General features: G+C 66.7%; 27 protein-coding genes and 1 pseudogene. 3 read left to right on the top strand and 25 right to left on the bottom strand.

Going from position 1 to position 24053, the window contains the following annotated elements; translation table 11 throughout:
• Window positions 1-150 precede the first annotated feature (150 nt).
• The gene (nagZ, locus tag LGN10_RS04570) at window positions 151-1179 is read right to left on the bottom strand and encodes a beta-N-acetylhexosaminidase (protein WP_059573998.1); all 1029 of its coding nucleotides are present in this window, start codon (window positions 1177-1179) and stop codon (window positions 151-153) included.
• A 136-nt stretch (window positions 1180-1315) separates the two neighbouring features.
• Between nagZ and LGN10_RS04575 the strand changes: the two are divergent.
• Window positions 1316-1546 (top strand): annotated as a pseudogene (locus tag LGN10_RS04575) (zinc ribbon domain-containing protein); the annotation flags it as partial.
• A 22-nt stretch (window positions 1547-1568) separates the two neighbouring features.
• Here LGN10_RS04575 and acpS read toward each other — a convergent pair.
• From acpS to LGN10_RS04680, 21 genes are all read right to left on the bottom strand, one after another.
• Complete coding sequence (acpS, locus tag LGN10_RS04580) at window positions 1569-2015, bottom strand: holo-ACP synthase (protein WP_059573999.1); 447 nt, start codon at window positions 2013-2015, stop codon at window positions 1569-1571.
• Between the two features lie 81 nt (window positions 2016-2096).
• Entirely contained in the window at window positions 2097-2873 is a 777-nt protein-coding gene (pdxJ, locus tag LGN10_RS04585) for a pyridoxine 5'-phosphate synthase (RefSeq protein WP_124657614.1), read from the bottom strand.
• The gene (gene recO, locus LGN10_RS04590) at window positions 2870-3706 is read right to left on the bottom strand and encodes a DNA repair protein RecO (RefSeq protein ID WP_059574001.1); all 837 of its coding nucleotides are present in this window, start codon (window positions 3704-3706) and stop codon (window positions 2870-2872) included. The genes pdxJ and recO overlap by 4 nt, the downstream gene beginning before the upstream one ends.
• Complete coding sequence (gene era, locus LGN10_RS04595; RefSeq protein WP_006476493.1) at window positions 3693-4592, bottom strand: GTPase Era; 900 nt, start codon at window positions 4590-4592, stop codon at window positions 3693-3695. The genes recO and era overlap by 14 nt, the downstream gene beginning before the upstream one ends.
• Before the next feature lie 60 nt (window positions 4593-4652).
• Window positions 4653-5876: a ribonuclease III gene (gene rnc / locus LGN10_RS04600; protein WP_226221998.1), complete on the bottom strand. Its 1224-nt coding sequence runs from the start codon at window positions 5874-5876 to the stop codon at window positions 4653-4655.
• 152 nt (window positions 5877-6028) lie between these two features.
• A complete protein-coding gene (lepB, locus tag LGN10_RS04605; RefSeq protein ID WP_059574003.1) occupies window positions 6029-6922 on the bottom strand; it encodes a signal peptidase I in 894 nt (297 codons plus the stop codon).
• Between the two features lie 16 nt (window positions 6923-6938).
• Complete coding sequence (lepA, locus tag LGN10_RS04610; protein WP_021159691.1) at window positions 6939-8732, bottom strand: translation elongation factor 4; 1794 nt, start codon at window positions 8730-8732, stop codon at window positions 6939-6941.
• A gap of 157 nt (window positions 8733-8889) precedes the next feature.
• Window positions 8890-9168 (bottom strand): glutaredoxin family protein, encoded by a 279-nt coding sequence (locus LGN10_RS04615; RefSeq protein WP_059574004.1) that lies wholly within the window; start codon window positions 9166-9168, stop codon window positions 8890-8892.
• 7 nt (window positions 9169-9175) lie between these two features.
• Complete coding sequence (locus LGN10_RS04620) at window positions 9176-10660, bottom strand: DegQ family serine endoprotease (protein ID WP_060313238.1); 1485 nt, start codon at window positions 10658-10660, stop codon at window positions 9176-9178.
• 16 nt (window positions 10661-10676) lie between these two features.
• The gene (locus LGN10_RS04625; protein WP_059638278.1) at window positions 10677-11729 is read right to left on the bottom strand and encodes a MucB/RseB C-terminal domain-containing protein; all 1053 of its coding nucleotides are present in this window, start codon (window positions 11727-11729) and stop codon (window positions 10677-10679) included.
• A gap of 5 nt (window positions 11730-11734) precedes the next feature.
• On the bottom strand, window positions 11735-12352 hold the full coding sequence (locus LGN10_RS04630) for a sigma-E factor negative regulatory protein (protein WP_059574007.1): 618 nt from the start codon (window positions 12350-12352) through the stop codon (window positions 11735-11737).
• A gap of 86 nt (window positions 12353-12438) precedes the next feature.
• On the bottom strand, window positions 12439-13038 hold the full coding sequence (rpoE, locus tag LGN10_RS04635) for an RNA polymerase sigma factor RpoE (RefSeq protein ID WP_006490873.1): 600 nt from the start codon (window positions 13036-13038) through the stop codon (window positions 12439-12441).
• Window positions 13039-13129: 91 nt separating this feature from the next.
• Complete coding sequence (locus LGN10_RS04640) at window positions 13130-13594, bottom strand: hypothetical protein (RefSeq protein WP_059574008.1); 465 nt, start codon at window positions 13592-13594, stop codon at window positions 13130-13132.
• An 11-nt stretch (window positions 13595-13605) separates the two neighbouring features.
• On the bottom strand, window positions 13606-14838 hold the full coding sequence (fabF, locus tag LGN10_RS04645) for a beta-ketoacyl-ACP synthase II (RefSeq protein WP_059574009.1): 1233 nt from the start codon (window positions 14836-14838) through the stop codon (window positions 13606-13608).
• A 164-nt stretch (window positions 14839-15002) separates the two neighbouring features.
• The gene (gene acpP, locus LGN10_RS04650) at window positions 15003-15242 is read right to left on the bottom strand and encodes an acyl carrier protein (protein WP_004197638.1); all 240 of its coding nucleotides are present in this window, start codon (window positions 15240-15242) and stop codon (window positions 15003-15005) included.
• A 144-nt stretch (window positions 15243-15386) separates the two neighbouring features.
• The gene (gene fabG, locus LGN10_RS04655) at window positions 15387-16136 is read right to left on the bottom strand and encodes a 3-oxoacyl-ACP reductase FabG (RefSeq protein WP_059574010.1); all 750 of its coding nucleotides are present in this window, start codon (window positions 16134-16136) and stop codon (window positions 15387-15389) included.
• Between the two features lie 36 nt (window positions 16137-16172).
• On the bottom strand, window positions 16173-17105 hold the full coding sequence (fabD, locus tag LGN10_RS04660; protein ID WP_059574321.1) for an ACP S-malonyltransferase: 933 nt from the start codon (window positions 17103-17105) through the stop codon (window positions 16173-16175).
• A gap of 85 nt (window positions 17106-17190) precedes the next feature.
• Window positions 17191-18180 carry a beta-ketoacyl-ACP synthase III gene (locus LGN10_RS04665; RefSeq protein WP_226222000.1) on the bottom strand — a complete coding sequence of 330 codons (990 nt, stop codon included), beginning with the start codon at window positions 18178-18180 and terminating at the stop codon, window positions 17191-17193.
• The gene (gene plsX / locus LGN10_RS04670; protein ID WP_059574011.1) at window positions 18181-19287 is read right to left on the bottom strand and encodes a phosphate acyltransferase PlsX; all 1107 of its coding nucleotides are present in this window, start codon (window positions 19285-19287) and stop codon (window positions 18181-18183) included. It lies immediately after the preceding gene.
• A 128-nt stretch (window positions 19288-19415) separates the two neighbouring features.
• Entirely contained in the window at window positions 19416-19595 is a 180-nt protein-coding gene (rpmF, locus tag LGN10_RS04675) for a 50S ribosomal protein L32 (protein WP_006051932.1), read from the bottom strand.
• A 98-nt stretch (window positions 19596-19693) separates the two neighbouring features.
• The gene (locus tag LGN10_RS04680; protein WP_226222002.1) at window positions 19694-20329 is read right to left on the bottom strand and encodes a YceD family protein; all 636 of its coding nucleotides are present in this window, start codon (window positions 20327-20329) and stop codon (window positions 19694-19696) included.
• 221 nt (window positions 20330-20550) lie between these two features.
• On the opposite strand from LGN10_RS04680, the gene LGN10_RS04685 reads away from it, so the two are divergent.
• Window positions 20551-21183, top strand: coding sequence for a Maf-like protein (locus tag LGN10_RS04685; protein WP_089464634.1), 633 nt, complete (start codon window positions 20551-20553; stop codon window positions 21181-21183).
• Window positions 21180-21902 carry an SAM-dependent methyltransferase gene (locus LGN10_RS04690; protein ID WP_226222004.1) on the top strand — a complete coding sequence of 241 codons (723 nt, stop codon included), beginning with the start codon at window positions 21180-21182 and terminating at the stop codon, window positions 21900-21902. The genes LGN10_RS04685 and LGN10_RS04690 overlap by 4 nt, the downstream gene beginning before the upstream one ends.
• A 69-nt stretch (window positions 21903-21971) precedes the next feature.
• On the opposite strand, the gene LGN10_RS04695 is transcribed toward LGN10_RS04690, so the two are convergent.
• The 3 genes from LGN10_RS04695 to LGN10_RS04705 are packed head-to-tail and all read right to left on the bottom strand — an operon-like array spanning window position 21972 to window position 24052.
• On the bottom strand, window positions 21972-22964 hold the full coding sequence (locus LGN10_RS04695) for a S49 family peptidase (protein ID WP_059574015.1): 993 nt from the start codon (window positions 22962-22964) through the stop codon (window positions 21972-21974).
• A 12-nt stretch (window positions 22965-22976) separates the two neighbouring features.
• Window positions 22977-23396: a Rieske (2Fe-2S) protein gene (locus LGN10_RS04700; protein ID WP_226222006.1), complete on the bottom strand. Its 420-nt coding sequence runs from the start codon at window positions 23394-23396 to the stop codon at window positions 22977-22979.
• A complete protein-coding gene (locus LGN10_RS04705) occupies window positions 23393-24052 on the bottom strand; it encodes an HAD-IA family hydrolase (protein WP_059638269.1) in 660 nt (219 codons plus the stop codon). The genes LGN10_RS04700 and LGN10_RS04705 overlap by 4 nt, the downstream gene beginning before the upstream one ends.
• Window position 24053: the final 1 nt, after the last annotated feature.

Genomic DNA, 24053 nt, shown 5'->3' on the forward strand with positions numbered 1-24053 from the left:
CGCTGGTCGAGTTTGACCGTTAGTTGCATCAAAGTCCGCTCCGGCGACTGCCCGACTCAGGGCTGTCGCAACGCGTAAAAAAGCCGCGCGACTGCGCGGCCTTTCGTTCGGGGAGACCGGAACGGCGCGACTCGCGCCATCCCTGCCCGCTTACGCGAGCGCGCTGTTCAACAGCGCCCGCGCCTGCCGATACTCGGGTTGCGCGATCAGCTTGTCCCACTTGAGCGCCTTGCCGCGCGCGCGCATCCGCTTGAGGCGCCGCACCGATTCGGCCGAGGCCCGCGCCTTCAGTCCGTTCAGCACGACCTCGGCCGCGTCCGGCTGGTTACAGACGAGCACCATGTCGCAACCGGCGGCGAGCGCGGCGTCGGCTGCTTGCGTGAGCGTGCCGCCTTCGCGGGCGGCCTCCATCGACAGGTCGTCGCTGAAGATCGCGCCCGTGAAGCCGAGCCTGCCGCGCAAGATGTCCTGCAGCCACACGCGCGAGAACCCGGCCGGCCGCTTGTCGACCTGCGTGTAGATCACGTGCGCCGGAATCACCGCGGCCAGCGACAGCCCGAGCCAGTCGTACGGCGCGACGTCCTGTTCGAGGATCGCGTCGAGCGTGCGGTCGTCGGTCGGCAGCGCGACGTGCGAATCGGCTTCCGCGAAGCCGTGCCCCGGGAAATGCTTGCCGCAGTTCGCCATGCCCGCGAGCGACAGCCCGTGATTCAGGCTCTTCGCGAGCAGCGTGACGACGCGCGGGTCGCGATGGAACGCCCGATCGCCGATCACCTTCGAGTGCCCGTAGTCGAGGTCGAGCACCGGCGTGAAGCTCATGTCGATCCCGCATGCGCGCAGTTCGGCGGCCAGGATGTAGCCGACGGCAGTCGCGACCTTCGTCGCGAGCAGTACGTCGCGATCCCACAGTTCGCCGAGGCGGCGCATGGCGGGCAGCACGGTAAAGCCGTCGGTGCGGAACCGCTGCACGCGCCCGCCTTCGTGATCGACGGCGATCAGGATGTCTTCGCGCACCGCGCGGATCGAGTCGGTCAGCGCGGTCAGCTGCGCACGATTCTGGAAGTGCCGCGCGAACAGGATCACGCCGCCGGTATTCGGATGCGCGAGGCGCCGCGCATCGTCGCGCGACAAGGCCGTGCCGACGACGTCGAGCATGACCGGGCCGGGAGTCGTTTTCATCAGAATTTGCTCCGAGAAACTCCGCCATTGATGGCGGGAAGGAAAGGGGTGCTATTGACAGGCAGCTTCTTCCACGGGTTAGGATCACCTGCATGATCCTTGTCTCCAGCTACCGGGTGAAGTCGCTCAACGGACTGCTACGTTCGAGGAAATCAACGAAAGCGGTTCCACCCGGTCCTGTTCGGCGTGCGGGTCGCAAGACAGCACGGCGCGGCCGAAAGGTAACGCGGGACTGAGAATAAGAGAGTGGGCCTGCAGTGGCTGTGGTGTCGTGCATGATCGAGATACCAACGCTGCGCTGAACATTCTCCGATGCGGACGTGCATCGCCAGGTGTGGGAGTCCCACCGCCTTTAGGCGGTGGATGACGTCAACGAATCGGGAATTCCGTCAGGAGGAGGTTCGGGAAACAGGTGCTGGGGCACGCGCGGCGGCCGTTTCAGCGTCCGTCTCGGCGATCACGAACGACACCGCGTAGTCGCGTTCGTCGCTGACCGTCACGCGCGCCGTGATGCCGCGCGCGGCCAGCCAGTCGGCCAGCTCGCCCGATGCGACCACGTACGGCTCGCCGCTCGGATGATTGAGCGTCTGCAGTGCGCGCCACGTCATCGGCCAGTGCATGCCGAGCCCGATCGCCTTCGAGAATGCTTCCTTCGCGGAGAAGCGCGTCGCGAGAAACGCGATGCCGCGCGCCTCGGAGCGCGCGCGCCGGGCGTGGAACACGCGTAGCTCGTCGGGGCCGAGCACCTTCTCGGCAAACCGGCCGCCCGTGCGCTCGAGCACGGCCGCGACGCGGCTCACTTGCGCGATGTCGGTACCGATACCGTAGATCGCCATGTCAGTCTCCGCGGGGGTGGCCCGGCGAGGCCGGGTCAAGAGCGTCGGGAACGGCGCGCGGGGCGCGGCGGCCTCGCATCGTCAGCGCGCGCCGCCGTGCAGCGCGGCGACGCGTGCGGCGACCATGATCGCCTTCATCTCGCGCACCGCGTTGTCCCAGCCCGCGAAGATCGCGTGCGCGACGATCGCGTGGCCGATGTTCAGCTCGACGATGCCGTCGATCGCGGCGATCTGCTGCACGTTCGTGTAGTGCAGCCCATGGCCCGCATTGACCTTCAGGCCCAGCTGCGCGCCGGCCTGCACGCCCGCGACGATACGCTCGTATTCGCGCTGCTGCTGCGCTTCGTCGTGCGCTTCGGCGTAGCGGCCCGTATGCAGCTCGATCACCGGCGCACCTGCTTCGTGCGCGGCGCGAATCTGCGTGTCGTCCGGGTCGATGAACAGCGACACGCGCACACCCGCGTCGGCAAGCTGCTTGCACGCCGCACGCACGGCCTCGAAGTGGCCGGCCACGTCGAGACCGCCCTCGGTCGTCAGTTCCGCGCGCTTCTCCGGCACGAGGCACGCATCGTGCGGACGCACTTCGCAGGCGATGTCGAGCATCTCGGCCGTCACCGCGCATTCGAGGTTCATGCGCGTCTTCAGCAGCGGGCGCAGCTCGCGCACGTCGGCGTCGACGATGTGGCGGCGATCCTCGCGCAAGTGCAGCGTGATCGCGTCCGCGCCCGCCTCTTCGGCGGCGAGCGCCGCGCGGATCGGATCGGGATAGCGCGTGCCGCGTGCATTGCGCAGCGTCGCGACGTGGTCGATGTTCACGCCGAGGTCGATGGCGGTGGGCGTTGTCAGGAAGAAGCTCATAGGTTTTGCAGGTCGATCAGGATCTGACGCGTGGCGAGCGGCGTACCGCCGAGATAGGTGTTCAGCAGGAAGCGCATCAGCGTCTTGCTCTGCGCGACCGTCTGGGCTCGATGGTAATCGTCCTGCTCCATGTCGAGCAACGTCTGCCCGGTGATGACCGGCCAGTGCGACGGCACGTCGTCGTCCGCGTTGCGCACGCCGCGCTCGGGATCGAACACGTAGCGCCGGTCGGGTTCGACCGCACGGCGGGCGACCGTGCGGTTCAGCGCCATCGCATAGCCGGTCTCGCGCAACAGCACGCGCTCGAACGAGCGCAGCACCTGCACGGCGGGCTCGCCGTGCGCGAGGCGCGTGAGGGTCAGCACGTAATGATTGAACAGCGGCGGCTGGGGATCCTCGCGCGCGCAGAATTTGACGAGCAGCTCGTTCGCGTAGAAACCGCACAACAGCCCGTCGCCGCCGAGCGGCAGCATCCCGCCGACCCATTCGGCGCCCGTCAGCGTGCGCACCTCGGATTTGCCCGACCACGACAGCAGCAGCGGCTGGAAGGTCTGCAATACGCCGCGCAACGCGGAGTGCGGGCGCTTCGCGCCCTTCGCGACGAGCGCGAGCCGGCCGTGGTCGCGCGTCAGCACGTCGACGATCAGGCTCGTTTCCCGATACGGATAGCTGTGCAGCACGAACGCCGGCTGCTCGGCGACGCGGAAATCGGACGTGCGAGACGTCGCGCGCCGCGCCTTGCGCGGCGGTTCGGGCGGTGCCGGCAGCGGCGCGTCGTTCGCGCCGGCCGTCACCGCGTCTTCGGTCGACGTCAGCGCGTCATTCGTACCCATAGGCACGCAGCCCCGCCTCGTTGTCGGCCCAGCCGCTCTTCACCTTCACGAAGGTCTCGAGGTACACGGGGCCGTCGAACAGCTTTTCCATGTCCATCCGCGCCTCGGTGCTGATCTGCTTGAGCTTCTCGCCCTTCTTGCCGATCACCATCGCCTTGTGCGAATCGCGCTCGACGAGGATCGTCGCGAAAATGCGCTTCAGGCGGCCCTCCTCCTCGAACTTGTCGATCAGCACGGTGCTCGTGTACGGCAGTTCGTCGCCGGTCCAGCGGAACACCTTCTCGCGCAGGATTTCGGCCGCGAGGAAGCGCGAGCTGCGGTCGGTCAGTTCGTCCTCGCCGTAGATCGGCTCGCCTTCCGGCAGGTACGGCTTGATCGTGTCCAGCAGGCGCTTGATGTCTTCCGGCTTCTGCGCCGACAACGGCACGAGCTCGGTGAATTCGCGCAGCTCGCTCACCTTCTGCATGAACGGGAACAGCGTGGCCTTGTCGTTCACGCGGTCGATCTTGTTCGCGATCAGCAGCGTCGGCATGCCGGGCGGGATCAGGTCGAGCACCTTCTGGTCGTCGGGCCCGAAGCGGCCGGCCTCGATCACGAACAGGATCACGTCGACCGACGTCAGCGTCGACGTGACCGCGCGGTTCAGCGAACGGTTCAGCGCGGTGCTGTGACGGGTCTGGAAGCCGGGCGTGTCGACGAACACGAATTGCGCGTCGTCGAACGTGTTGATGCCGGTGATGCGGTGGCGGGTCGTCTGCGCCTTGCGCGACGTAATGCTGATCTTCTGGCCGACGAGTGCGTTCATCAACGTCGACTTGCCGACGTTCGGGCGGCCCACGATCGCGATCATGCCGCAACGGAAACCGGTAGGAGCGGGAGTGTTCATATCGTTTGGGAGACAGGTTCGGAAACGGCCGCGCGGCGCGCGGCACGATCGATGGGCAATTCAGTGGTCGGCATCGGCCACGCGCGCCTGCGCGGCAGCAAGGCTCGCGCCGCCGGGCGGCGTCTCGGCGTCGGGCGCCGCGGCATCGCGTGCGCGCGCCGGCGTACGCGCGGCGGAGTCGCCCCCCGCGGCAGGCTTGTCGGCCGGCGACGATGCCGGATCGGCTGCGTGGCCGGCCGGCTTGTCGGCTGCGCGAGGCGCGGCCTCGGCGGGCTTTTCCGCGGCCTTGTCGGGCCGCTCGGCCGGTTTGTCGGCAACTTTGTCAGCCGCCGGCTTCGCCGCCCGTTCGCCCTTGTCCGCCGCCGGTTCGACATGCGCCGCGCGAATCGCGGCCATCGGCGCGACGGCCGGTTCGGCGCCAGCCGTCGCAACCGTTACGGCCGGTACCGCGCCGCCCGCCCTCGCCTCGCGCGCCGCCGCACGCTCCTTCCGCTCGGGCGAGCGCAGGTCGAGCGCTTCCTGCACGCCCTTCACGCCCGGCACGATCTCGGGTTCGACATGCTTCGACCCGCGCGCGTTTTTCGAGCGCTTCGGCTTCGCGGCCAGCATCGGCGCGGCCGCCATCACCTCGTCGAGCGCCTTCTTCGCGGCGGCCTGCTCGGCCGCGCGCCGGCTCGCGCCGGAGCCCGATACCTTCACGTCCAGCTTCGGCACCGTGCATTCGACCTCGAACTGCTGATTGTGCGCCGCACCATGCGTCGCGACGACCGTATAGGTCGGCAGCGCGATCTTGTGCCCCTGCAGGTATTCCTGCAGCAGCGTCTTCGCGTCCTTGCCGAGCGTGCGGGGATCGATGTGGTCGAGAATCGGGATATAGAGGCGCTTGATGACCCCTTGGGCGGCTTCGAAGCCGCCATCGAGGAACACGGCCCCGATGATGGCTTCGAATGCGTCCGCGAGGATCGACGGGCGGCGGAAACCGCCGCTGCGCAGCTCGCCCTCGCCCAGCCGCAGGCCGTCCGAGATATTGAGGGCCTGAGCAATTTCATACAGCGACTGCTGTTTGACGAGGTTGGCGCGTACGCGCGACAGGTCGCCTTCGTCCAGCTTGCCGAAGCGCTGGAACAAAAGGGCGGCCACCGCGCAATTCAGAACGGAATCGCCGAGAAACTCGAGCCGTTCGTTGTGCGTGGCACTGTGACTGCGATGGGTCAAAGCCTGGCGCAACAATTCCGCATTGCGAAATTCGTAGCGCAGCCGGCTTTCCAACTGGGATAGGGGCATGTGCAGGAGTATAACGCGGGCGCCCGGTCGGGCCGAAACGGCACGGCCGGACACGAAAAGGCGTGACGAGGCGGTGTTACCGCCGGTTCTTAAAGTAGTTCGGCAATACGCGACGCGGCCCGTGCGTCGCGTAGTGCGTGTGAATCAATGCATCAGTTGAAGGAACCGATGCGCTTCAGGTCGCTGAAGTTCATCCAGATGAAGAACGCGCGGCCGACGATGTTCCGGTCGGGCACGAAACCCCAGTAGCGGCTGTCCGCGCTGTTGTCGCGGTTGTCGCCCATCATGAAGTAGTGACCGGGCGGCACCTTGCAGATCACGCCGCGGCTGTTGTACGTGCAGTTGTCGCGATACGGATAGTCGTATGCGCCCATCACGAACGGCGGCACGGCCGGGTTGTTGAGGATCGCGTTCTTCTTGTTGCCGATCGTTTCCTCGAACTGCTTCGCGTAATTCTGGCGCTCGTCGTCGAAGTAATCGGGCAGCGGCGCTTCGGGCACCGGCTGGCCGTTGATCGTCAACTGCTTGTCCTGATACGCGACCGTATCGCCCGGCAGGCCGATCACACGCTTGATGTAGTCGACCGATTCGTCCTTCGGATAGCGGAACACGACGACGTCGCCGCGCGACAGCGGGCTGCCCTGCGTGATCTTCGTGTTGGTGACCGGCAGGCGCAGCCCGTACTCGAACTTGTTGACGAGGATGAAATCGCCGACGAGCAGCGTCGGCACCATCGAGCCCGACGGAATCTTGAACGGCTCGACGACGAACGAACGCACGACGAACACGGCCAGGATCACCGGAAAGAAACTCGCCGTGTACTCGAGCCACCACGGCTGACGCAGCTTTTCGTCACGCAGCTTCGAGCGCGTCTGCGCCGCGTTTTCGTCCGCGAAACGCTTGTCGATGCGCGACTGCTGGCGATCGAATTCCTCGATCGCCGAATCGGCCGCCTTGCGACGCCGCGGCAGGAACACCAGTTTGTCCAGCACCCACGCTACGCCCGTCACGACGACGAGCACAAAAAGAATCAGCGCAAAATTCATAAAAGGATCAGTCCTGTTATTTGTCTTCGACGCGCAAGATCGCGAGGAACGCCTCCTGCGGGATCTCGACCGAACCCACCTGCTTCATGCGTTTCTTACCTTCTTTCTGCTTCTCGAGCAGTTTCTTCTTCCGCGTGATGTCGCCGCCGTAGCACTTCGCGAGCACGTTCTTGCGCAGCGCCTTGATGTTCTCGCGCGCGACGATGTGCGCGCCGATCGCGGCCTGGATCGCCACGTCGTACATCTGGCGCGGAATGATCTCGCGCATCTTCGCGGCGACTTCGCGGCCGCGGTATTGCGACTGCGACCGGTGCACGATGATCGACAGCGCATCGACCTTGTCGCCGTTGATCAGCATGTCGACCTTCACGACGTCCGACGAACGGTATTCCTTGAACTCGTAGTCCATCGACGCATAGCCGCGCGACACCGACTTCAGGCGATCGAAGAAGTCGAGCACGATCTCGGCCATCGGGATCTCGTACGTGAGCTGCACCTGGCGGCCGTGATACTGCATGTTGATCTGCGAGCCGCGCTTCTGCTCGCACAGCGTGATCACCGAGCCGACGTAATCCTGGGGCATGTACAGGTTCACGGTGACGATCGGCTCGCGGACTTCGGCGATGCGGCCGGGCTCCGGCATCTTCGCCGGGTTCTCGACCATGATCGTCGAGCCGTCGCTCTGCACGACCTCGTAGACGACCGTCGGCGCGGTCGTGATGAGATCCATGTCGAATTCGCGCTCGAGCCGCTCCTGCACGATTTCCATGTGCAGCAGCCCGAGGAAGCCGCAGCGGAAACCGAAGCCGAGCGCCTGCGACACTTCAGGCTCGTACTGCAGCGATGCGTCGTTCAGCTTCAGCTTCTCGAGCGATTCGCGCAGCGCGTCGTACTGGTTCGCCTCGACCGGATACAGCCCCGCGAACACCTGCGGCTTCACTTCCTTGAAGCCCGGCAGCGGCTCGGCGGCGGCCTTGGTCGCGTGCGTGACGGTATCGCCGACCTTCGCGGCCGTCAGTTCCTTGATGCCGGCGATGATGAAGCCCACCTGCCCGGCCGACAGCGATTCGAGATTGCGCGACTTCGGCGTGAACACGCCGACGTGCTCGACCGGATACTGCGCGCCGGTCGCCATCATCTTGATCTTGTCCTTCGGGCGCAGCGTGCCGTTGACGATGCGCACGAGCATCACGACGCCGACGTAGTTGTCGAACCACGAATCGATGATCAGCGCCTGCAGCGGCGCGGCCGGATCGCCCTTCGGCGGCGGCACCTTCGCGATCAGCGCCTCGAGCACGTCCTCGACGCCGAGCCCCGTCTTCGCGCTGCAGCGCGTCGCGTCGGTCGCGTCGATGCCGATCACGTCCTCGATCTCCTCGATCGCGTTCTCGGGGTTCGCGGCCGGCAGGTCGATCTTGTTCAGCACGGGCACGACCTCGACGCCGAGCTCGATCGCCGTGTAGCAGTTCGCGACCGTCTGCGCCTCGACGCCCTGGCTCGCGTCGACCACGAGCAGCGCGCCTTCGCACGCGGACAGCGAACGGCTGACCTCGTACGAGAAGTCGACGTGCCCCGGCGTGTCGATCAGGTTCAGGTTGTAGACCTTGCCGTCGCGGGCGCGATACGACAGTGCTGCCGTCTGCGCCTTGATCGTGATGCCGCGCTCGCGCTCGATGTCCATCGAGTCGAGCACCTGCGCTTCCATTTCACGGTCGGCGAGGCCGCCGCATACCTGGATGATGCGATCCGCGAGCGTCGACTTGCCGTGGTCGATGTGCGCGATGATCGAGAAATTGCGAATATGATCCATTCAGTGCCGATCAAGCGAAAAAGGCGCGCTCGACGACTGCGGAGCACGCCTTGTGTAAGTCGGTGAAAAAACGGCTTATTTTAGCCGAAAAGGCTTACGCCGGGCGGGATTTCGGACGGCCCGCCACGCGGGGCGCCGGCGGGGGCCGCCCGCCGGATCAAGCCCCATGCAATGCGGCGCCGGCCGGCGGCGTGCCAGCATCGCGCCGGGCTGCCAGCGCGTCGCGCACCCGCGCGTCGTCGAACCGGTGGCGGCACACTTCCGCACCGTCCAGCAGCAGCACGGGCACGTCCTCGTCGTAACGCGCGACGAGCGCCGCATCGGTATCGATGTCGACGTAGTCGACCGCGACGCCGAATTCGGCCGCGACCGGCGCCAGTGCGTCGCGCATGTCGTCGCACAGGTGGCACCAGCCGCGGCCGTAGAGCGTGAACATCGGCGGGTTACTTCTGGCGCGGCCGCACGGGCACGAACTGCGTGTTGTCGCCGCGCCGCACGAGCACCGCGACCGCCTTCTGCGGGTCGAGCTGCGCGGTCACGTCGGCGAACTGCTTCGCGCTCGTGATGTCGGTGTCGCCGACGCGCAGCACGATGTCGCCGCGCTGCAGGCCCGCCCGGGCGGCCGGGCCGTCGACGCCGTCGATCTGCACGCCGTTCTTCAGCTTCAGCGTCTTCATCTGCTCCGCCGTCAGGTCGCTGACCGTCAGGCCGAGCGAATTGCTCTGGCGCGGCTTCTGCGGCGCGTTCTTGCGCTGCTCGGCCTTCGCCGTCGACTCGGCCGGCGTCTCGGCGATCGTGATCGGCAGATCGCGTGCCTGACCCTTGCGCCACACGCTGACCGTCGCCTTCGTGCCGGGCTTCGTGTCGCCGACCATGCGCGGCAGATCGGACGCCGCATCGACCGGACGGCCGTTGAACTTCAGGATGATGTCGCCCGGCTGGATGCCCGCCTTGTCGGCCGGGCCGCCCGGCTCGACGCTGCTGACGAGCGCGCCTTCGGCCTTCGGCAGCCCGATCGAATCGGCCACGTCCTTCGTCACCTCGCCGATCGCTACCGCGATCCGGCCGCGCGTGACCTTGCCCGTCGCCTTCAGCTGGTCGGCCACGCGCATCGCCTCGTCGATCGGAATCGCGAACGAAATGCCCATGAAGCCGCCGGTCCGGCTGTAGATCTGCGAGTTGATGCCGATCACCTCGCCCTGCATGTTGATCAGCGGCCCGCCCGAGTTGCCGGGGTTCACCGCGACGTCGGTCTGGATGAACGGCAGGTAGTCGCCCGTGTTGCGGCTCTTCGAGCTGACGATGCCGGCCGTGACCGTGTTGTCGAGGCCGAACGGCGAACCGATCGCGACGACCCACTCGCCGACGCGCACCTTGTTCGAATCGCCGATCGCGACGACCGGCAGGTTCGACGCCTGGATCTTGACGACCGCGACGTCCGTGCGATCGTCGACGCCGATCAGCTTCGCCTTGAATTCGCGCTTGTCGGTCAGCGTCACGTAGATGGTGTCTGCATCGTCGACGACGTGCGCATTGGTCATCACGTACCCGTCGGCCGACACGATGAAGCCCGAGCCGACGCCGCGGTTCTGCTCGGTGTCGGGCGGATTGTCCGGCGTCGGCGCGTTCTTCGGGTTGCCGCCGTTGCCGGGCGCCTGCGGCAGCGGAATGCCGAAGAAGCGCCGGAAGAATTCCGACATGTCGCCGTTGTCGAAGCCAGGCGGGAGCACGCCGCGCGGGCCGGGTACCGGCACGTTCGCGGTAGTCCGGATGTTCACGACCGCGGGGCCCACCTTTTCGACGAGGTCGGCGAAATCGGGCAGGCTGGCAGCCGGAGGCGTGACAGCGATCGCGGTTTGCGGGACGAGCGGCAGGCAGGCACACAGCGCCGCCGCCGCGAGCACTTTGCGCAGCGTGAGTTTCGTCATGTCGGAAGCCGTAGCGTTACTTGGAAGCCTTGTATTCTATGGCAGACGCGAACTGCTGCAACGTTGCCGGCGGCACTTCGCCGAGCACGGTGACCCAGTAGTCGCCGCGACGCTTCACGAGAACGTGCGTCGCACCGGTGCTGCCCGCGCCTTCCTTGCGCGTATTTTTCTCGGCCGGCTCGATGAAGACCGAGACCGTCGCGAGGCCGTCGGTGAAAACGGCCTGATCGACCGGGATCGGCGGATCGCCCGCATCGCGCGCGGCCATCGGCCGGCGCACTTCACGAATCTTCTGGAAGCCGGCCACGCTCGGCGCGAGCTGCCAGCCCTGCGCTTCCATGTCGACCGTCGCGACCGGCGGGCGCACGACCGTCCAGCCGTTCAGGTTGCGCATGCCGGCGGCAATCGCGGCCTTGTCGCCGCTTGCACCGCCCGTCTGCAATTGCGAGAACGCGATCTGCTCGAGCACGTGATCGTTCGCGTCGAGCGTCTGCGAACGCAGCAGCAGCCCGGTGCGGGCGTCGGCCCACAGCTTGTACGTGAAACGGTACGCATCCTTCGGCACGAGCTCGACGACCTGCGCGTCGATCCCGGCCACGCGGTCCTTGCCGAGCGGCTTCGCATCGTACACGGACATCACGTGCTCGCCGCTCGCGCCGAGCAGCGCCGGAAAGGAATCGCGCGTCTGGCGACGCTCGACCACGCACAGCTTGCGCTCGGGTACGAACGTGTACAGCTCGTCGTTATGCCGCAGCAGCTTGCGCGGCTTGCCGTCGAGCGTCTCGATCCGCTCGAATTCGCCGTCGCGGGACGCGACGTGCGCGATGCGCGACGACTGTACGTACCCGCCGCGCTGGTAGACGAACGTCCCTTCGTAGCTCTGCTGCTGCGCCGCCTGCTGGACGCGGTCGAGCCAGTCCGCGGCGCCCTTGCGGGTGGCGAGGGGATCGTCCGGTTGCTGGGCGCTGGCGGGAAGGGATTGAACGGACAACAGGGCGGCTGCGCAAAGCAGGAGGGCCGGCAGCCGCTTCCATCCGGAGATGGCGTGATTCAACTGCAATGTCCGCATCGGGTTTATTGGCCTGGCGTGGTGGTCACGGCAGCGCGGATCAGCGGCATCGAACCCGTGACGACGGGCTGCTGCGCGAATTGCTGGTGCGCTTCAAGGTATTGGTCGAGGCTGGCGTCGCGAATGATGTTGACGTCCTGCAGGCCCGGCTGGGCCGATGCCTGCGCAACCGTCACGCGCTGCAGGTTGCCGTTCTGCGGCGCGCCTGCCGACGCGACCTGGACGGCGCCCGGCGCACCGGCCGTCTGCATCTGCGGGACGACGATCCACGTCAGCGTGGCGGCCGCGGCGGCCACCGCGAACGCGGGCACGACACGGCGGCGCAGCGACAGCAGCTTGCGCGCGACCGGCGCGGCCGCCGGCGCCAGCAGGTGCGGCTCGCTTTCGAGCGCGGCCGACATGCGCGCGGTGAACGCGACGCTCAGCGCGGGCGGCAGCGCGAGTTCGTCCGAGCGCAGCGCATCGCCGATCAGGTGGTAATGGGCCCACGCAGCGCGATCCGCGCGGTCGAGCTCAGCCAGAAACTGCCCGTGATCCGGGCCATCGAACATTTCGCCGTCGACCAGCGCGGAAAGGCGCTCGCCGCGCGAGCACGCCTGCGATTGCGTATTGACCGACCCCATGATGCTCCCCATCTTGCACACCCCGTCGTGACTTCACGACTCTATCCGTAACTAGACCCCGACCCGCGTCGCTCCGCCCGTCGCGCTTACCAGCGCTTGCCTTCGGGCGTATCGAGCAGCGGACGCAATTTGGCAGCGATTGCTTCGCGCGCGCGGAAGATCCGCGAGCGGACCGTCCCGATCGGACAGCCCATCATTTCCGCGATCTCTTCGTAGCTCAGGCCCTCGATCTCGCGCAGCGTGATTGCCTGACGCAGTTCCTCGGGCAGCAGAGCCATCGCAGCGTTGACCGTCTCGGCAATCTGCTTGCTCATCAACATCGACTCAGGCGTGTTGATATCCCTTAGTTGGTCTGCGTCGGAGAAAGTTTCCGCTTCCTCCGCATCGGCCTCGGTGGAGGTCGGCGCCCGGCGGCCTTGCGTCGCAAGGTAGTTCTTCGCCGTGTTGACGGCAATTCGGTACAACCACGTATAGAACGCCGATTCGCCGCGAAATTGCGGCAGCGCACGATACGCCTTGATGAACGCGTCCTGGGCCACATCCTCGACCTCGGCGGGATCCCGCACGAGGCGCGAGATCAGCCGAATGATCTTGCGGTGGTATTTGGAGACCAGGAGTTCGAACGCCGCCTTGTCGCCCTTCTGTACGCGCTCGACCAGAGCCTGATCGATTTCTTTTTCACTCACCTGACAAATCCGTTAACTAGGGATGCAACGCGGAGCGTTATTGTAGCGTTCCGGCGCCGGCCGCTGGTTACGGTCGGTAACCATGCCGTCGTCATGCCCGCCCCGCCGCCCCGGCCGTTCTCGCCAGCACCGACAGCGCGCTGAACGACGCGGCATCGAGCGCGTCGGCCGGAATCAGCAGCGGCCGGGCACGCCGGGCGCCCTGGCCAACCGACAGCACCAGCAGCAGGCTGCTCCAGTGCGCGTGGCCCGTCACGCGGCCGCGGGCGAGCAAGCGCCCGGTGCGGCCAAACGCCGCGATCTCCCCGAACGCATCGATCCGCAACTCGGCCGGCAGCCGGCGAGCGCAAGCCCGCACCGCGCATACGGCCAGCAGTGCAGCCGTCACGGCCGACACGCCCGCGCCGGCGGCAGCGCCCGCGCGCGGCGCCCAGAACAGGTACGCCGAGGCGGCAGCCGACGCGACGAACGCGGCCAGCACGAAATACGACACGGCCGAGGCCCGCAACGCAAAGCGCTGCGGACGCCCGGCCGGAGCATCGAATGGACTCGTCAAGCGATTCAGCGTCAGACGCGCTTGAACACCAGCGTGCCGTTGGTACCGCCGAAGCCGAAGTTGTTCTTCACGGCCACGTCGATCTTCATGTCACGCGCGGTGTTCGCGCAGTAATCGAGATCGCACTCGGGATCCTGGTTGAAGATGTTGATGGTCGGCGGCGACACGTTGTTGTGCAGCGCCAGCACCGTGAACACCGATTCGAGGCCGCCCGCGCCACCCAGCAGGTGGCCCGTCATCGACTTCGTCGAGTTGACCACCATCTTGTACGCGTGCTCGCCGAAGGCCGCCTTCACCGCGTCCGACTCGTTCTTGTCGCCCAGCGGCGTCGACGTGCCGTGCGCGTTCAGGTACTGAACTTCATCCGGGTTCACGCCGGCGTCGCGCAGCGCCGCGACCATGCAGCGGCGCGGGCCGTCCATGTTCGGCGCGGTCATGTGGTACGCATCGCCCGTCATGCCGAAGCCCGAGACTTCCGCGTAGATCTTCGCGCCGCGCGCCTTCGCCGCCTCGTACTCTTCGAGCACCATCACGCCGGAGCCCTCGCCCAGCACGAAGCCGTCGCGGTCCTTGTCCCACGGACGCGACGCGGTGGCCGGATCGTCGTTGCGGGTCGACAGCGCGCGCGCCGCCGCGAAGCCACCGATGCCGAGCGGCGACACCGTCGATTCGGCGCCGCCCGCGACCATCACGTCGGCGTCGCCGGCCTGGATCAGGCGCGCGGCGAGGCCGATGCTGTGCAGGCCGGTCGTGCAGGCCGTCACGGCCGCGAGGTTCGGGCCCTTCAGGCCGAACATGATGCTCAGGTGACCCGAGATCATGTTGATGATCGAACCCGGCACGAAGAACGGCGAAATCCGGCGTGCGCCGCGATCGACGTAGGTCTGGTGCGTATCTTCGATCATCGGCAGGCCGCCGATGCCGGAACCCACCAGCACGCCGATGCGTTCCGCGTTGGCTTCGGTCACTTCCAGCCCGCTGTCCCGCATGGCCTGGACGCCGGCGGCGATGCCGTAATGGATGAACGTATCCATGTTCCGGGCTTCCTTCGCGGGGATGTACTCCTCGGCGCTGAAACCCTTCACTTCGCCCGCGAAATGGCAGGCGAGGTTCGACGCATCGAACTTCGTGACGGTGGCGATACCGGACTTGCCGGCGACGAGATTGGCCCAGCCGTCGGCAACATTATTGCCAACAGGCGAAATCAGCCCCAGGCCTGTAACGACAACACGACGGCGGCTCACGGTAACCTCTTTTCCATTATTGGATGACAAAAACAAAAGCCACAGTGGCCACAGGAACCAGCCCTGCGAGCCCTGTGGCTGTTAGTCCGTCCGGCGCGAAGCCGGCAGGATGGCGCGTCAATCGCGAAGATCGCGGCGACGTGGCGGACAAGCGCGAAAGGCGCTTACGCCTTGACGTTTGCGCGAGCGTAGTCGATCGCTTGCTGAACGGTCGTGATCTTCTCTGCTTCTTCGTCCGGGATTTCCATGCCGAACTCGTCTTCGAGCGCCATCACCAGTTCGACCGTGTCGAGCGAGTCCGCGCCCAGGTCGTTCACGAACGAAGCCTCGTTCTTGATCTCGGCTTCCGCGACGCCCAGTTGTTCAGCGACGATCTTCTTGACACGTTGTTCGATGTTGTCCATTACCCCTCCGAGGGAAAGTTCAGATTTACAAGTGCGCGCATTTTATCAGGTTTGCTGACGCCAAAACGCGCGTTGGCTTGATGGTCGATCAAGCGCCGGTCCGCCTGAAAAACGGGATACGGCGCGGATGGTAAACGAAAACCGTTACGACATGTACATGCCGCCGTTCACGTGCAGCGTCGTGCCGGTGATGTAACCGGCCTGCGGCGATGCGAGGAACGCGACGGCATGGGCGATGTCCTCCGGGCTGCCGAGTCGGCCGAGCGGAATCTGGGTCTTGAGCGCGGCCTGCTGTTCTTCCGGCAGCGTCTTCGTCATGTCGGTGTCGATGAAGCCCGGCGCCACGCAGTTCACCGTGATGCCGCGGCTGCCGATTTCGCGCGCGAGCGCGCGCGTCATGCCCGCGACGCCGGCCTTCGCGGCCGCGTAGTTGACCTGCCCCGGATTGCCGGCCGAGCCGACCACCGACGTGATGTTGATGATACGGCCGCCGCGCGCCTTCATCATCGGGCGCAGCACCGCGCGCGACAGGCGGAACACCGACTTCAGGTTGGTGTCGATCACCGCGTCCCAGTCCTCGTCCTTCATCCGCATCGCGAGCTGGTCCTGCGTGATGCCCGCGTTGTTGACGAGCACGTTCAGCGCGCCGAATTCCTTCACGGTCGCATCGATCAGCGCCTCGGCGGCGGCCGCGTCGTTGACGTTCAGCACCGCGCCGCGGCCCGTGACGCCCGCTTCGGCGAACGCCGCGGTGATCGCGGCGGCGCCCGATTCGCTCGTCGCCGTGCCGATCACCGTCGCGCCCAGGCGCGCGAGTTCGAGTGCGATCGCACGGCCGATGCCGCGCGACGCGCCGGTCACGATCGCAACCTGTTTATCGAGAGTCTTGTCCATGAATCGAATATCCGTTGCTTGGGAAAAGGCGCCGCGTCAGGCGGTCGCGAGCTTGAGCGCTTCGTCGAGCGAAGCCGGATCGAACACCGACGCGCCCGTCAGGTTGCCGTCGATGCGCTTCGTCAGGCCGGCGAGCACCTTGCCCGGACCGCATTCGATCACGTGCGTGACGCCCGTGCCCGCGATGTGACGCACGCACTCGACCCAGCGCACCGGCCCCGCGGCCTGGCGCACCAGCGCATCCTTGATCGCGGCCGGATCGCTGAGCACGGCGACGTCGATGTTGTTGACGACCGGAATCTGCGGCGCCTTCACGTCGACGTTCGCAAGGTAGTCGCGCAGCTGGTCCGACGCCGGCTTGAGCAGCGACGAATGGAACGGCGCCGACACCGGCAGCGGCAGCGCGCGCTTCGCGCCCTTCGCCTTCGCGATCTCGCACGCCTTTTCGACCGCGGCCTTGCTGCCTGCGATCACGACTTGCGCGGGCGCATTGAAGTTCACCGCTTCGACGACGCCCGCTTCCGCGGCCTCGGCGCACACCGCACGCACCGTGTCGTCGTCGAGGCCCAGGATCGCGGCCATGCCGCCCTGGCCGACCGGCACGGCCGTCTGCATCGCCTGCGCACGGAAGCGCACGAGCGGCACCGCGTCCTTGAATGCAATCGCGCCGGCCGCGACGAGCGCCGTGTACTCACCGAGGCTGTGGCCGGCGACGATCGACGGCGCCGGGCCGCCCGCCTGCTGCCACGCGCGATAGCACGCGTACGCGGCGGTCAGCATCACGGGCTGCGTGTTGGTGGTCAGGTTCAGCTCTTCGGCCGGACCCTCGGCGATCAGCTTGCCGAGATCCTGGTTGAGCACATCGGACGCTTCCTGGAGCGTCTCGCGCACGACGGCCAGATCGGCGAATGCGTTGAGCATGCCGATCGCCTGCGAGCCCTGCCCCGGAAAAACGAATGCAAATTTCATATCGTCCCCAATTGAATCGATGCGGACGGCGCGCACGAGCGGCGCGCCGACGGGATCCGCGCGCGGCAAAAACGCGCGCCGCGGATCAGAAACGGAAGACCGACGCGCCCCAGGTGAAGCCGCCGCCGACGCCTTCGATCAGCACGTGCTGGCCGCGCTGGATGCGGCCGTCGCGCACCGCGGCGTCGAGCGCCAGCGGAATCGACGCGGCCGACGTGTTGCCGTGCTGGTCGACCGTCACGACCATGCGCTCCTGCGGCAGGCCGAGCTTGCGGCAGGTGCTCGTCATGATGCGGATGTTGGCCTGGTGCGGAATCAGCCAGTCGATTTGCTCAGGCGCGAGATTCGCCTTCGCGAGCGCTTCGATCGCGACCTTTTCGAGCACGTTGACCGCGAGCTTGAACACGGCCTGCCCGTCCATGTGCAGGAACGCGCTGCCGTCGATCACGCCGCGATTGACGTTGCCCGGCGTGCACAGGATGTTCGAGTAGCTGCCGTCCGCGTGCAGCGCGCTGCCGAGCACGCCCGGCTCTTCCGATGCGGACAGGATCACCGCGCCCGCGCCGTCGCCGAACAGCACGCAGGTCGTGCGGTCCTTGAAGTCGAGAATGCGCGAGAACGTCTCCGCGCCGACGATCAGCGCCGTACGGTGCTGGCCGCTGCGGATGAAGCTGTCGGCCGTCGCCATCGCGTACGCGAAGCCCGAACACACGGCCTGCACGTCGAACGCCGCGCCGCCGTTCTTGATGCCGAGCTTGTTCTGCAGCAGGCACGCGGTGCTCGGGAACACGAAATCGGGGGTCGAAGTCGCGACGATGACCAGGTCGATCGACTGCGGATCGACACCGGCCGCTTCGATCGCACGACGCGACGCCTCGAGCGCGAGATCGCTCGTCGTGACGTCCGGTGCGGCGAAATGGCGCGCATGGATACCCGTGCGCGCCACGATCCATTCATCGCTGGTCTCGATGCCTTCCTTCGCGAGACGATCGGTCAACTGCTGGTTCGTGACGCGGTCGGGCGGCAGGTAGCTGCCCGTGCCGAGCACGCGGGAATAGAGAGTCGATTGGGCCATTTATGCTTTAGAGGATTGCGCAGCGGAAGGTTCGGCGTGATGGCCTGGGGCCGGGCTTGCATGGCCCGAGCCGCCCGCGTCGTGTTCGCCATCGCCGAGCGACACTGAATTATCCGCCATCGCGCGCGCGAGGCGCTCCAGCACCCCGTTTTTGACGGCATCATACCCGCGTTTGATCGCCCACTCAAACGCGTAGGCGTCGGCCGAACCGTGGCTCTTGATCACGAGGCTCTTCAGCCCCAGCAGCGCCGCGCCGTTGTACTGGCGGTGGTCGACGCGCTTCTTGAAACGCATCAGCACGGGCAGCGCGAGCAGCGCCATCAGCTTCGACATCAGCGAACGGCCGAACTCCTCGCGGATGATGTCCGACAGCATCTGCGCGAGCCCTTCGGACGTCTTCAGCGCGACGTTGCCGACGAAGCCGTCGCACACGATCACGTCGACGGTGCCCTTGTAGATGTCGTTGCCTTCCACGTTGCCGCGGAAGTTGAGCGTGCTGGCGCGCAGCAGCTCGCCTGCGCGCTTGATCGTCTCGTTGCCCTTGATGACCTCTTCGCCGATGTTCAAGAGGCCGATCGTCGGGCGCTCCTTGCCTTCGAGCGCGGCCACGAGCGCATGCCCCATCTCCGCGAACTGCAGCAGATGCTGCGGTTCGCAGTCGACGTTCGCGCCGAGGTCCAGCATCATCGTGTAGCCGGTCGGGTTCGGCAGCGCGAACGCGATCGCGGGCCGCTCGATGCCGGGCAGCGTCTTGAGTACGTAACGGGAAACGGCCATCAGCGCGCCGGTATTGCCGGCGGAGATGCAGGCCTGCGCCGCGCCTTCCTTGACCTGGTTGAGCGCGACGCGCATCGAAGAATCCTTCTTCTTGCGCAGCGCCACTTCGACAGGGTCGTCCATCGCCACGACTTCGGTGGCGGGCACGATGGTCAACGCGGGATCGTCGAGGGCTTTCAGCTTCTTGAGCTGAGCGCGAATCGCGCTTTCGATGCCGACGAGCATCAGGTGCGCATCGGGATGCGCGCGGACGAACTTGACTGCCGCGGGAACGGTCACGGACGGGCCGTGGTCGCCTCCCATGCAATCGATTGTGAGCTTTACGGTCATGGAATGCGACGAATTTCAGGCACAAAAAGCGGCAGTTGAATGCCGCCTTCTTGTTGAGCCAGGAAAGTGTCAAGCGAACCAGTTGTCACGCGAACGGCGAACGTAGCGCGCAACGCGTGACTTGACGCTTAGTCGTTCTTCGTCTTGACGACTTTCTTGCCGCGATAGTAGCCGTTCGGGCTGACGTGGTGACGCAGGTGCACTTCACCCGTGCTCGGCTCGACTGCCAGCGGCGCTGCCGTCAGGAAATCGTGCGAACGATGCATGCCGCGCTTCGACGGCGACTTCTTGTTTTGCTGGACTGCCATGACTAACTCCTAAATAATTTTCCGGATTCTAACACAGCCCGATCCGGCGCTTGACTACCCTGGCCCAAAGCCCTTACGCCTTCCCGCGCCACAACTGCTTAGTGTTTCTTGGTGCCGTCACCGTCCTTCTTCAACGCTTGCAGCGCTGCGAACGGATTCGGCCGTTTGCCTTCGTCCCCGGCTTCGTCGGACGCCTCGTCCGCCGCTTCCACGGGACCGCTCGCACCCGACACGAGGCTTTCGTGAACTGCCGGGCAAACCTCGTGCTTGGGCACGAGCGGCAACGAAAGCAGCAATTCCTCTTCGATCAAGTCGACGAGATCGAACTGGCGTGAGCCCACGATCACATCGGCTTCATCGTCGTCGAGCGGAAATTCCTCAGCTTCTTCTTCGGTCGCGACGACGCGGTACGTCATGTCGACGTCGAACGTCTGGTCGTACGGCGTCATGCAGCGCTGGCACGTGAGCCACGCATGACCGTGCACCGCGAGGCGCAGATACGGCTGCTGCCCGTCGGCGCCGTCGTCCTGCAACTCCTTCTGCGTGAACCCTTCCGCCTGCCATGTGAAGACCGTGTCGCGATCTGGCGCGTCCGTCGGCACTTCGTTTAACATGCGCGGCAGTTGCGACAGGTGCGCCGCGCCAGCCGCCTGCCGCCCGCTGCGGGCGAACTCGAACAGGTCCACCGCGTGCGGATCGAGCGCCGCCGCAGGTTTGCCAGAAGAAGTGTTCATGCGCGCTCCTGTCTACAGGCTGACTTGCGGGATCCGGCTTGGCGCCGGGCTCATCGAAGGATGACGTACCTTGCTTCCGAAGACCGGCAGGCGCCACCTCAGCGAAAGCCTGCCGACGAAAAGCGGGAAAGCATACCTGTTTTACCTTTTGCGGTCAATCACTTAAGCTTGCGTCCGCGCAACGCCGCGCCACACCTGACGACTCACCGATCCAACCGACCATGCCGGATACCGTTTGCCGCCCGCCGCGGCTGATTCTTGCTTCCAGTTCCCGTTACCGCCGCGCGCTCCTCGAGCGCCTCGGCGTGCCGTTCGACGTCGTGTCGCCCGACCTGGACGAAACTCCGCTCGCCGGCGAAACGCCGGCCGCGACCGCGCTGCGCCTCGCCGGCGCGAAGGCACGCGCCGTGGCCGCCACGATCGATGCGCCGGACGGCGTGCTGGTGATCGGGTCGGATCAGGTCGCGACCTTCGACGGGCATCAGATCGGCAAGCCCGGCACGCACGAGCGCGCACTCGCGCAGCTCATGTCGATGCAGGGCCGCGAAGTCGAATTCCACAGCGCGCTCTGCCTGTACGACAGCCGCACCGACGACGCGCAGGTCGAGGACATCGTCACGCACGTGCGCTTCCGTTCGCTGCCCGAGGCCGAACTCGACGCCTACCTGCGCGCGGAAACGCCGTACGACGTGGCCGGCAGCGCGAAGTCCGAAGGGCTCGGCATCGCGCTGCTCGACGCGATCGACTCGGACGATCCGACCGCGCTCGTCGGCCTGCCGCTGATCGCCCTCACGCGGATGCTGCGCGCCGCCGACTACCCGTTGTTCGCTACCACCCGAGGAGACCGCGCATGACCGCCGGCACGCTTTATCTCGTCCCGAACACGCTCGGCGAAGGCGACGAATCGATGCTCGCCGCCGTGCTGCCCGCCGCCGTGCAGGCGCGCGCCGGCACGCTCGGCTATTACATCGGCGAGAACGCGAAAACGACCCGCGCGTTTCTGAAGAAGATCGGTACGACGCGGCCGATCCAGGAAATCGAGATCAGCGAGCTGAACGTCAATACGCCGGCCGGCGCCATCGACCGGCTGCTCGCGCCCGTGCTGGCCGGCGCGGACGCCGGTCTCGTGTCGGAGGCCGGCTGCCCGGCCGTCGCCGACCCCGGCGCACTGCTGGTGCGCCGCGCGCACGAGCGCGGCGTGAAGGTCGTGCCGCTCGTCGGGCCGAGCTCGATCCTGCTGGCGCTGATGGCGTCGGGCCTGAACGGCCAGAGCTTCGCGTTCAACGGCTACCTGCCGGTCGATGCGGCCGCGCGCGCGAAACGCCTGCGCGAACTCGAGCAACTGTCGCGCAAGGCGCGCCAGACGCAGATCTTCATCGAAACGCCGTACCGGAATCACGCGATGCTGGACACGATGGCTGCGACCTGCGCGCCGTCGACGCAGATCTGCGTCGCGGCCGATCTGACCCTCGCGACCGAGACGATCGCGAGCCGCACCGTCATGGACTGGAAAAAGGCGCCCGCGCCGAATCTGCACAAGCGCCCCGCGATCTTCCTGCTGCTCGCGAACTGATGCCGCGACCGGCGATCGGCTGACTGAATGAAAGGCGGGCCATCACGGCCCGCCGGGTACCGTCGATCGTCAGCGCAGGCTGACCGCCGCGCCGCCGGCCGTCAACGCCTTCATCGCGGCGCCCCCGACGGCCGCGCCGAACTTGCGCGCGACCCGATTCGTCAGGCTTTCCTTCACCGTATAGTCGACCAGATCCGGCGCCTTCAGCACGTCGCGCGCGACCGTATCGGTCGTGCCGTAGCCGTCGGCGAGCCCGAGCTCGACGCTCTTCTCGCCGGTCCAGAACAGGCCCGAGAACATGTCGGGCGTCTCGTGCAGGCGCTTGCCGCGGCCATCCTTCACGGCCTTGATGAACTGCGCGTGCACCTGGTCGAGCAGTGCCTGCGCGTGTGCGTCCATCTTCGGCGTTTCCGGCGAGAACGGATCGTAGAAGCCCTTGTTTTCGCCCGACGTATGCAGGCGCCGCTCGACGCCGAGCTTGCCCATCAGCCCGGTGAAGCCGAACCCGTCCATCAGCACGCCGATCGACCCGACGATGCTCGCCTTGTCGACGAAGATCTTGTCGGCCGCGGACGCGATGTAATAACCGCCCGACGCGCACATGTCGGTCACGACGACGTACAGCGGCTTGTCCGGATACTTGCCGCGCAACCGCCGGATCTCGTCGTAGACCATGCCCGCCTGCACCGGGCTGCCGCCCGGGCTGTTGATCCGCAGCACGACGCCGACCGTGCCGTCGTCGTCGAACGCGGCGTCGAGCGCCGTGTTGATGTCGTCGGCGTTCGCGTTGACGCCGGCCGCGATCTCGCCGTCGATCGTCACGAGCGCCGTATGCCGCCCGCTCGACGAGAGCTTCGAATCGCCCGAGAAATCGATCAGCGCGAACGCGAACAGCACGAACACGCCGAGAAACGCGAAGCGGAAGAAGATCTTCCAGCGCCGTGCCGCGCGCTGTTCCTTGACGGCCGCGAGCGCGATCCGTTCGAGCGCCGCGCGCTCCCAGCTCGGTTCACGGCTGTCGGGACGGGCGGAGGAATCCGGGGAATTCGGTTGATCGGTCATGCAGTGGTGTCGTCAGTCGGTCGTGGCGGGAGTGGTGGGAGTGGTGGGAGTGGCGGGATGCAGATCGGCATCGGGCACCCAGAATACCGCACGGCCGTCGGGCGTGTCGCGCTCGTCGACCTCGACCGGCCGCAAGCGGCCGCCGCGGCACGGGCCGCCGACGCACTTGCCGGTATCCGGCGCGTAGATCGCACCGTGCGTCGCGCACATCAGATAGAGGCCCGACGACTCGAAGAACTGCCCTTCGGCCCAGTCGAGCTCCATCGGCACGTGCGCGCAGCGGTTCAGGTAGCCGTACGCGCGGCCGTCGTAGCGCACGAAGAACACGACGGCCTGCTCGCCGCGCAGCGTCGCGTCGACGCGCACGCCGGCCCCGCCGTCGGTCAACGCGCTCGATGCGCACACGCGCACGGCGTCCGGCGCCGCGCTCATGCGTGCTCCCGCAGCCATGCGGCCAGCGCGCCGACGTCCGGCGCGACGAAGCGCGGGGTGAGCGCCGCCAGCGCATCGGCCGTATGCGCGCCGTATGCCACGCCGACGCCGGCCGCGCCGGCGCTGGCGGCCATCTGCAGGTCGTGCGTGGTGTCGCCGATCATCACGGTGCGCGACAGGTCCTGCCCCAATTCCCGCGACAACTCGTGCAGCATCGCCGGATGCGGCTTCGAGAACGTCTCGTCCGCGCAGCGCGTCGCGTCGAACCAGCTCGTCAGCTTCGACTGGTCGAGCACACGGTTCAGCCCGACCCGGCCCTTGCCGGTCGCGACGGCGAGCAGATAACCCATGTCGCGCAGCTCGGCGAGCAGCTCGCGGACGCCGGCGAACAGCTCGATGCGCTGGTCGTCGAGCAGATAGTGATAGCGGTAGCGCTCGGCCAGCCGCGCGTAGTCGGACGGATCGAGGGTCGGCGCGGCGATCTGCAGCGCGTCGCGCAGGCCGAGGCCGATCACGTAGCGGGACGCCTCGTCGGACGGCGCGGGCAAGCCGAGATCGCGGCACGCGGCCTGGATGCTGTGCGCGATGTGCGCAGTCGAATCCATCAGCGTGCCGTCCCAGTCGAAGACGATCAGGTCAAATTGCTGTCGTGCCATG

This window comes from Burkholderia sp. AU32262, from assembly GCF_020419985.1.
In the GTDB taxonomy this organism is placed as follows: Bacteria; Pseudomonadota; Gammaproteobacteria; order Burkholderiales; family Burkholderiaceae; genus Burkholderia; species Burkholderia semiarida.

Bases quoted from the DNA above. Each gene is read 5' to 3' on its own strand.
- nagZ (WP_059573998.1), bottom strand. From the start codon at position 1,179: ATGAAAACGACTCCCGGCCCGGTCATGCTCGACGTCGTCGGCACGGCC.
- acpS (WP_059573999.1), bottom strand. From the start codon at position 2,015: ATGGCGATCTACGGTATCGGTACCGACATCGCGCAAGTGAGCCGCGTC.
- pdxJ (WP_124657614.1), bottom strand. From the start codon at position 2,873: ATGAGCTTCTTCCTGACAACGCCCACCGCCATCGACCTCGGCGTGAAC.
- recO (WP_059574001.1), bottom strand. From the start codon at position 3,706: ATGGGTACGAATGACGCGCTGACGTCGACCGAAGACGCGGTGACGGCC.
- era (WP_006476493.1), bottom strand. From the start codon at position 4,592: ATGAACACTCCCGCTCCTACCGGTTTCCGTTGCGGCATGATCGCGATC.
- rnc (WP_226221998.1), bottom strand. From the start codon at position 5,876: ATGCCCCTATCCCAGTTGGAAAGCCGGCTGCGCTACGAATTTCGCAAT.
- lepB (WP_059574003.1), bottom strand. From the start codon at position 6,922: ATGAATTTTGCGCTGATTCTTTTTGTGCTCGTCGTCGTGACGGGCGTA.
- lepA (WP_021159691.1), bottom strand. From the start codon at position 8,732: ATGGATCATATTCGCAATTTCTCGATCATCGCGCACATCGACCACGGC.
- LGN10_RS04615 (WP_059574004.1), bottom strand. From the start codon at position 9,168: ATGTTCACGCTCTACGGCCGCGGCTGGTGCCACCTGTGCGACGACATG.
- LGN10_RS04620 (WP_060313238.1), bottom strand. From the start codon at position 10,660: ATGACGAAACTCACGCTGCGCAAAGTGCTCGCGGCGGCGGCGCTGTGT.
- LGN10_RS04625 (WP_059638278.1), bottom strand. From the start codon at position 11,729: ATGCGGACATTGCAGTTGAATCACGCCATCTCCGGATGGAAGCGGCTG.
- LGN10_RS04630 (WP_059574007.1), bottom strand. From the start codon at position 12,352: ATGGGGTCGGTCAATACGCAATCGCAGGCGTGCTCGCGCGGCGAGCGC.
- acpP (WP_004197638.1), bottom strand. From the start codon at position 15,242: ATGGACAACATCGAACAACGTGTCAAGAAGATCGTCGCTGAACAACTG.
- fabG (WP_059574010.1), bottom strand. From the start codon at position 16,136: ATGGACAAGACTCTCGATAAACAGGTTGCGATCGTGACCGGCGCGTCG.
- fabD (WP_059574321.1), bottom strand. From the start codon at position 17,105: ATGAAATTTGCATTCGTTTTTCCGGGGCAGGGCTCGCAGGCGATCGGC.
- LGN10_RS04665 (WP_226222000.1), bottom strand. From the start codon at position 18,180: ATGGCCCAATCGACTCTCTATTCCCGCGTGCTCGGCACGGGCAGCTAC.
- plsX (WP_059574011.1), bottom strand. From the start codon at position 19,287: ATGACCGTAAAGCTCACAATCGATTGCATGGGAGGCGACCACGGCCCG.
- rpmF (WP_006051932.1), bottom strand. From the start codon at position 19,595: ATGGCAGTCCAGCAAAACAAGAAGTCGCCGTCGAAGCGCGGCATGCAT.
- LGN10_RS04680 (WP_226222002.1), bottom strand. From the start codon at position 20,329: ATGAACACTTCTTCTGGCAAACCTGCGGCGGCGCTCGATCCGCACGCG.
- LGN10_RS04685 (WP_089464634.1), top strand. From the start codon at position 20,551: ATGCCGGATACCGTTTGCCGCCCGCCGCGGCTGATTCTTGCTTCCAGT.
- LGN10_RS04690 (WP_226222004.1), top strand. From the start codon at position 21,180: ATGACCGCCGGCACGCTTTATCTCGTCCCGAACACGCTCGGCGAAGGC.
- LGN10_RS04695 (WP_059574015.1), bottom strand. From the start codon at position 22,964: ATGACCGATCAACCGAATTCCCCGGATTCCTCCGCCCGTCCCGACAGC.
- LGN10_RS04700 (WP_226222006.1), bottom strand. From the start codon at position 23,396: ATGAGCGCGGCGCCGGACGCCGTGCGCGTGTGCGCATCGAGCGCGTTG.
- LGN10_RS04705 (WP_059638269.1), bottom strand. From the start codon at position 24,052: ATGGCACGACAGCAATTTGACCTGATCGTCTTCGACTGGGACGGCACG.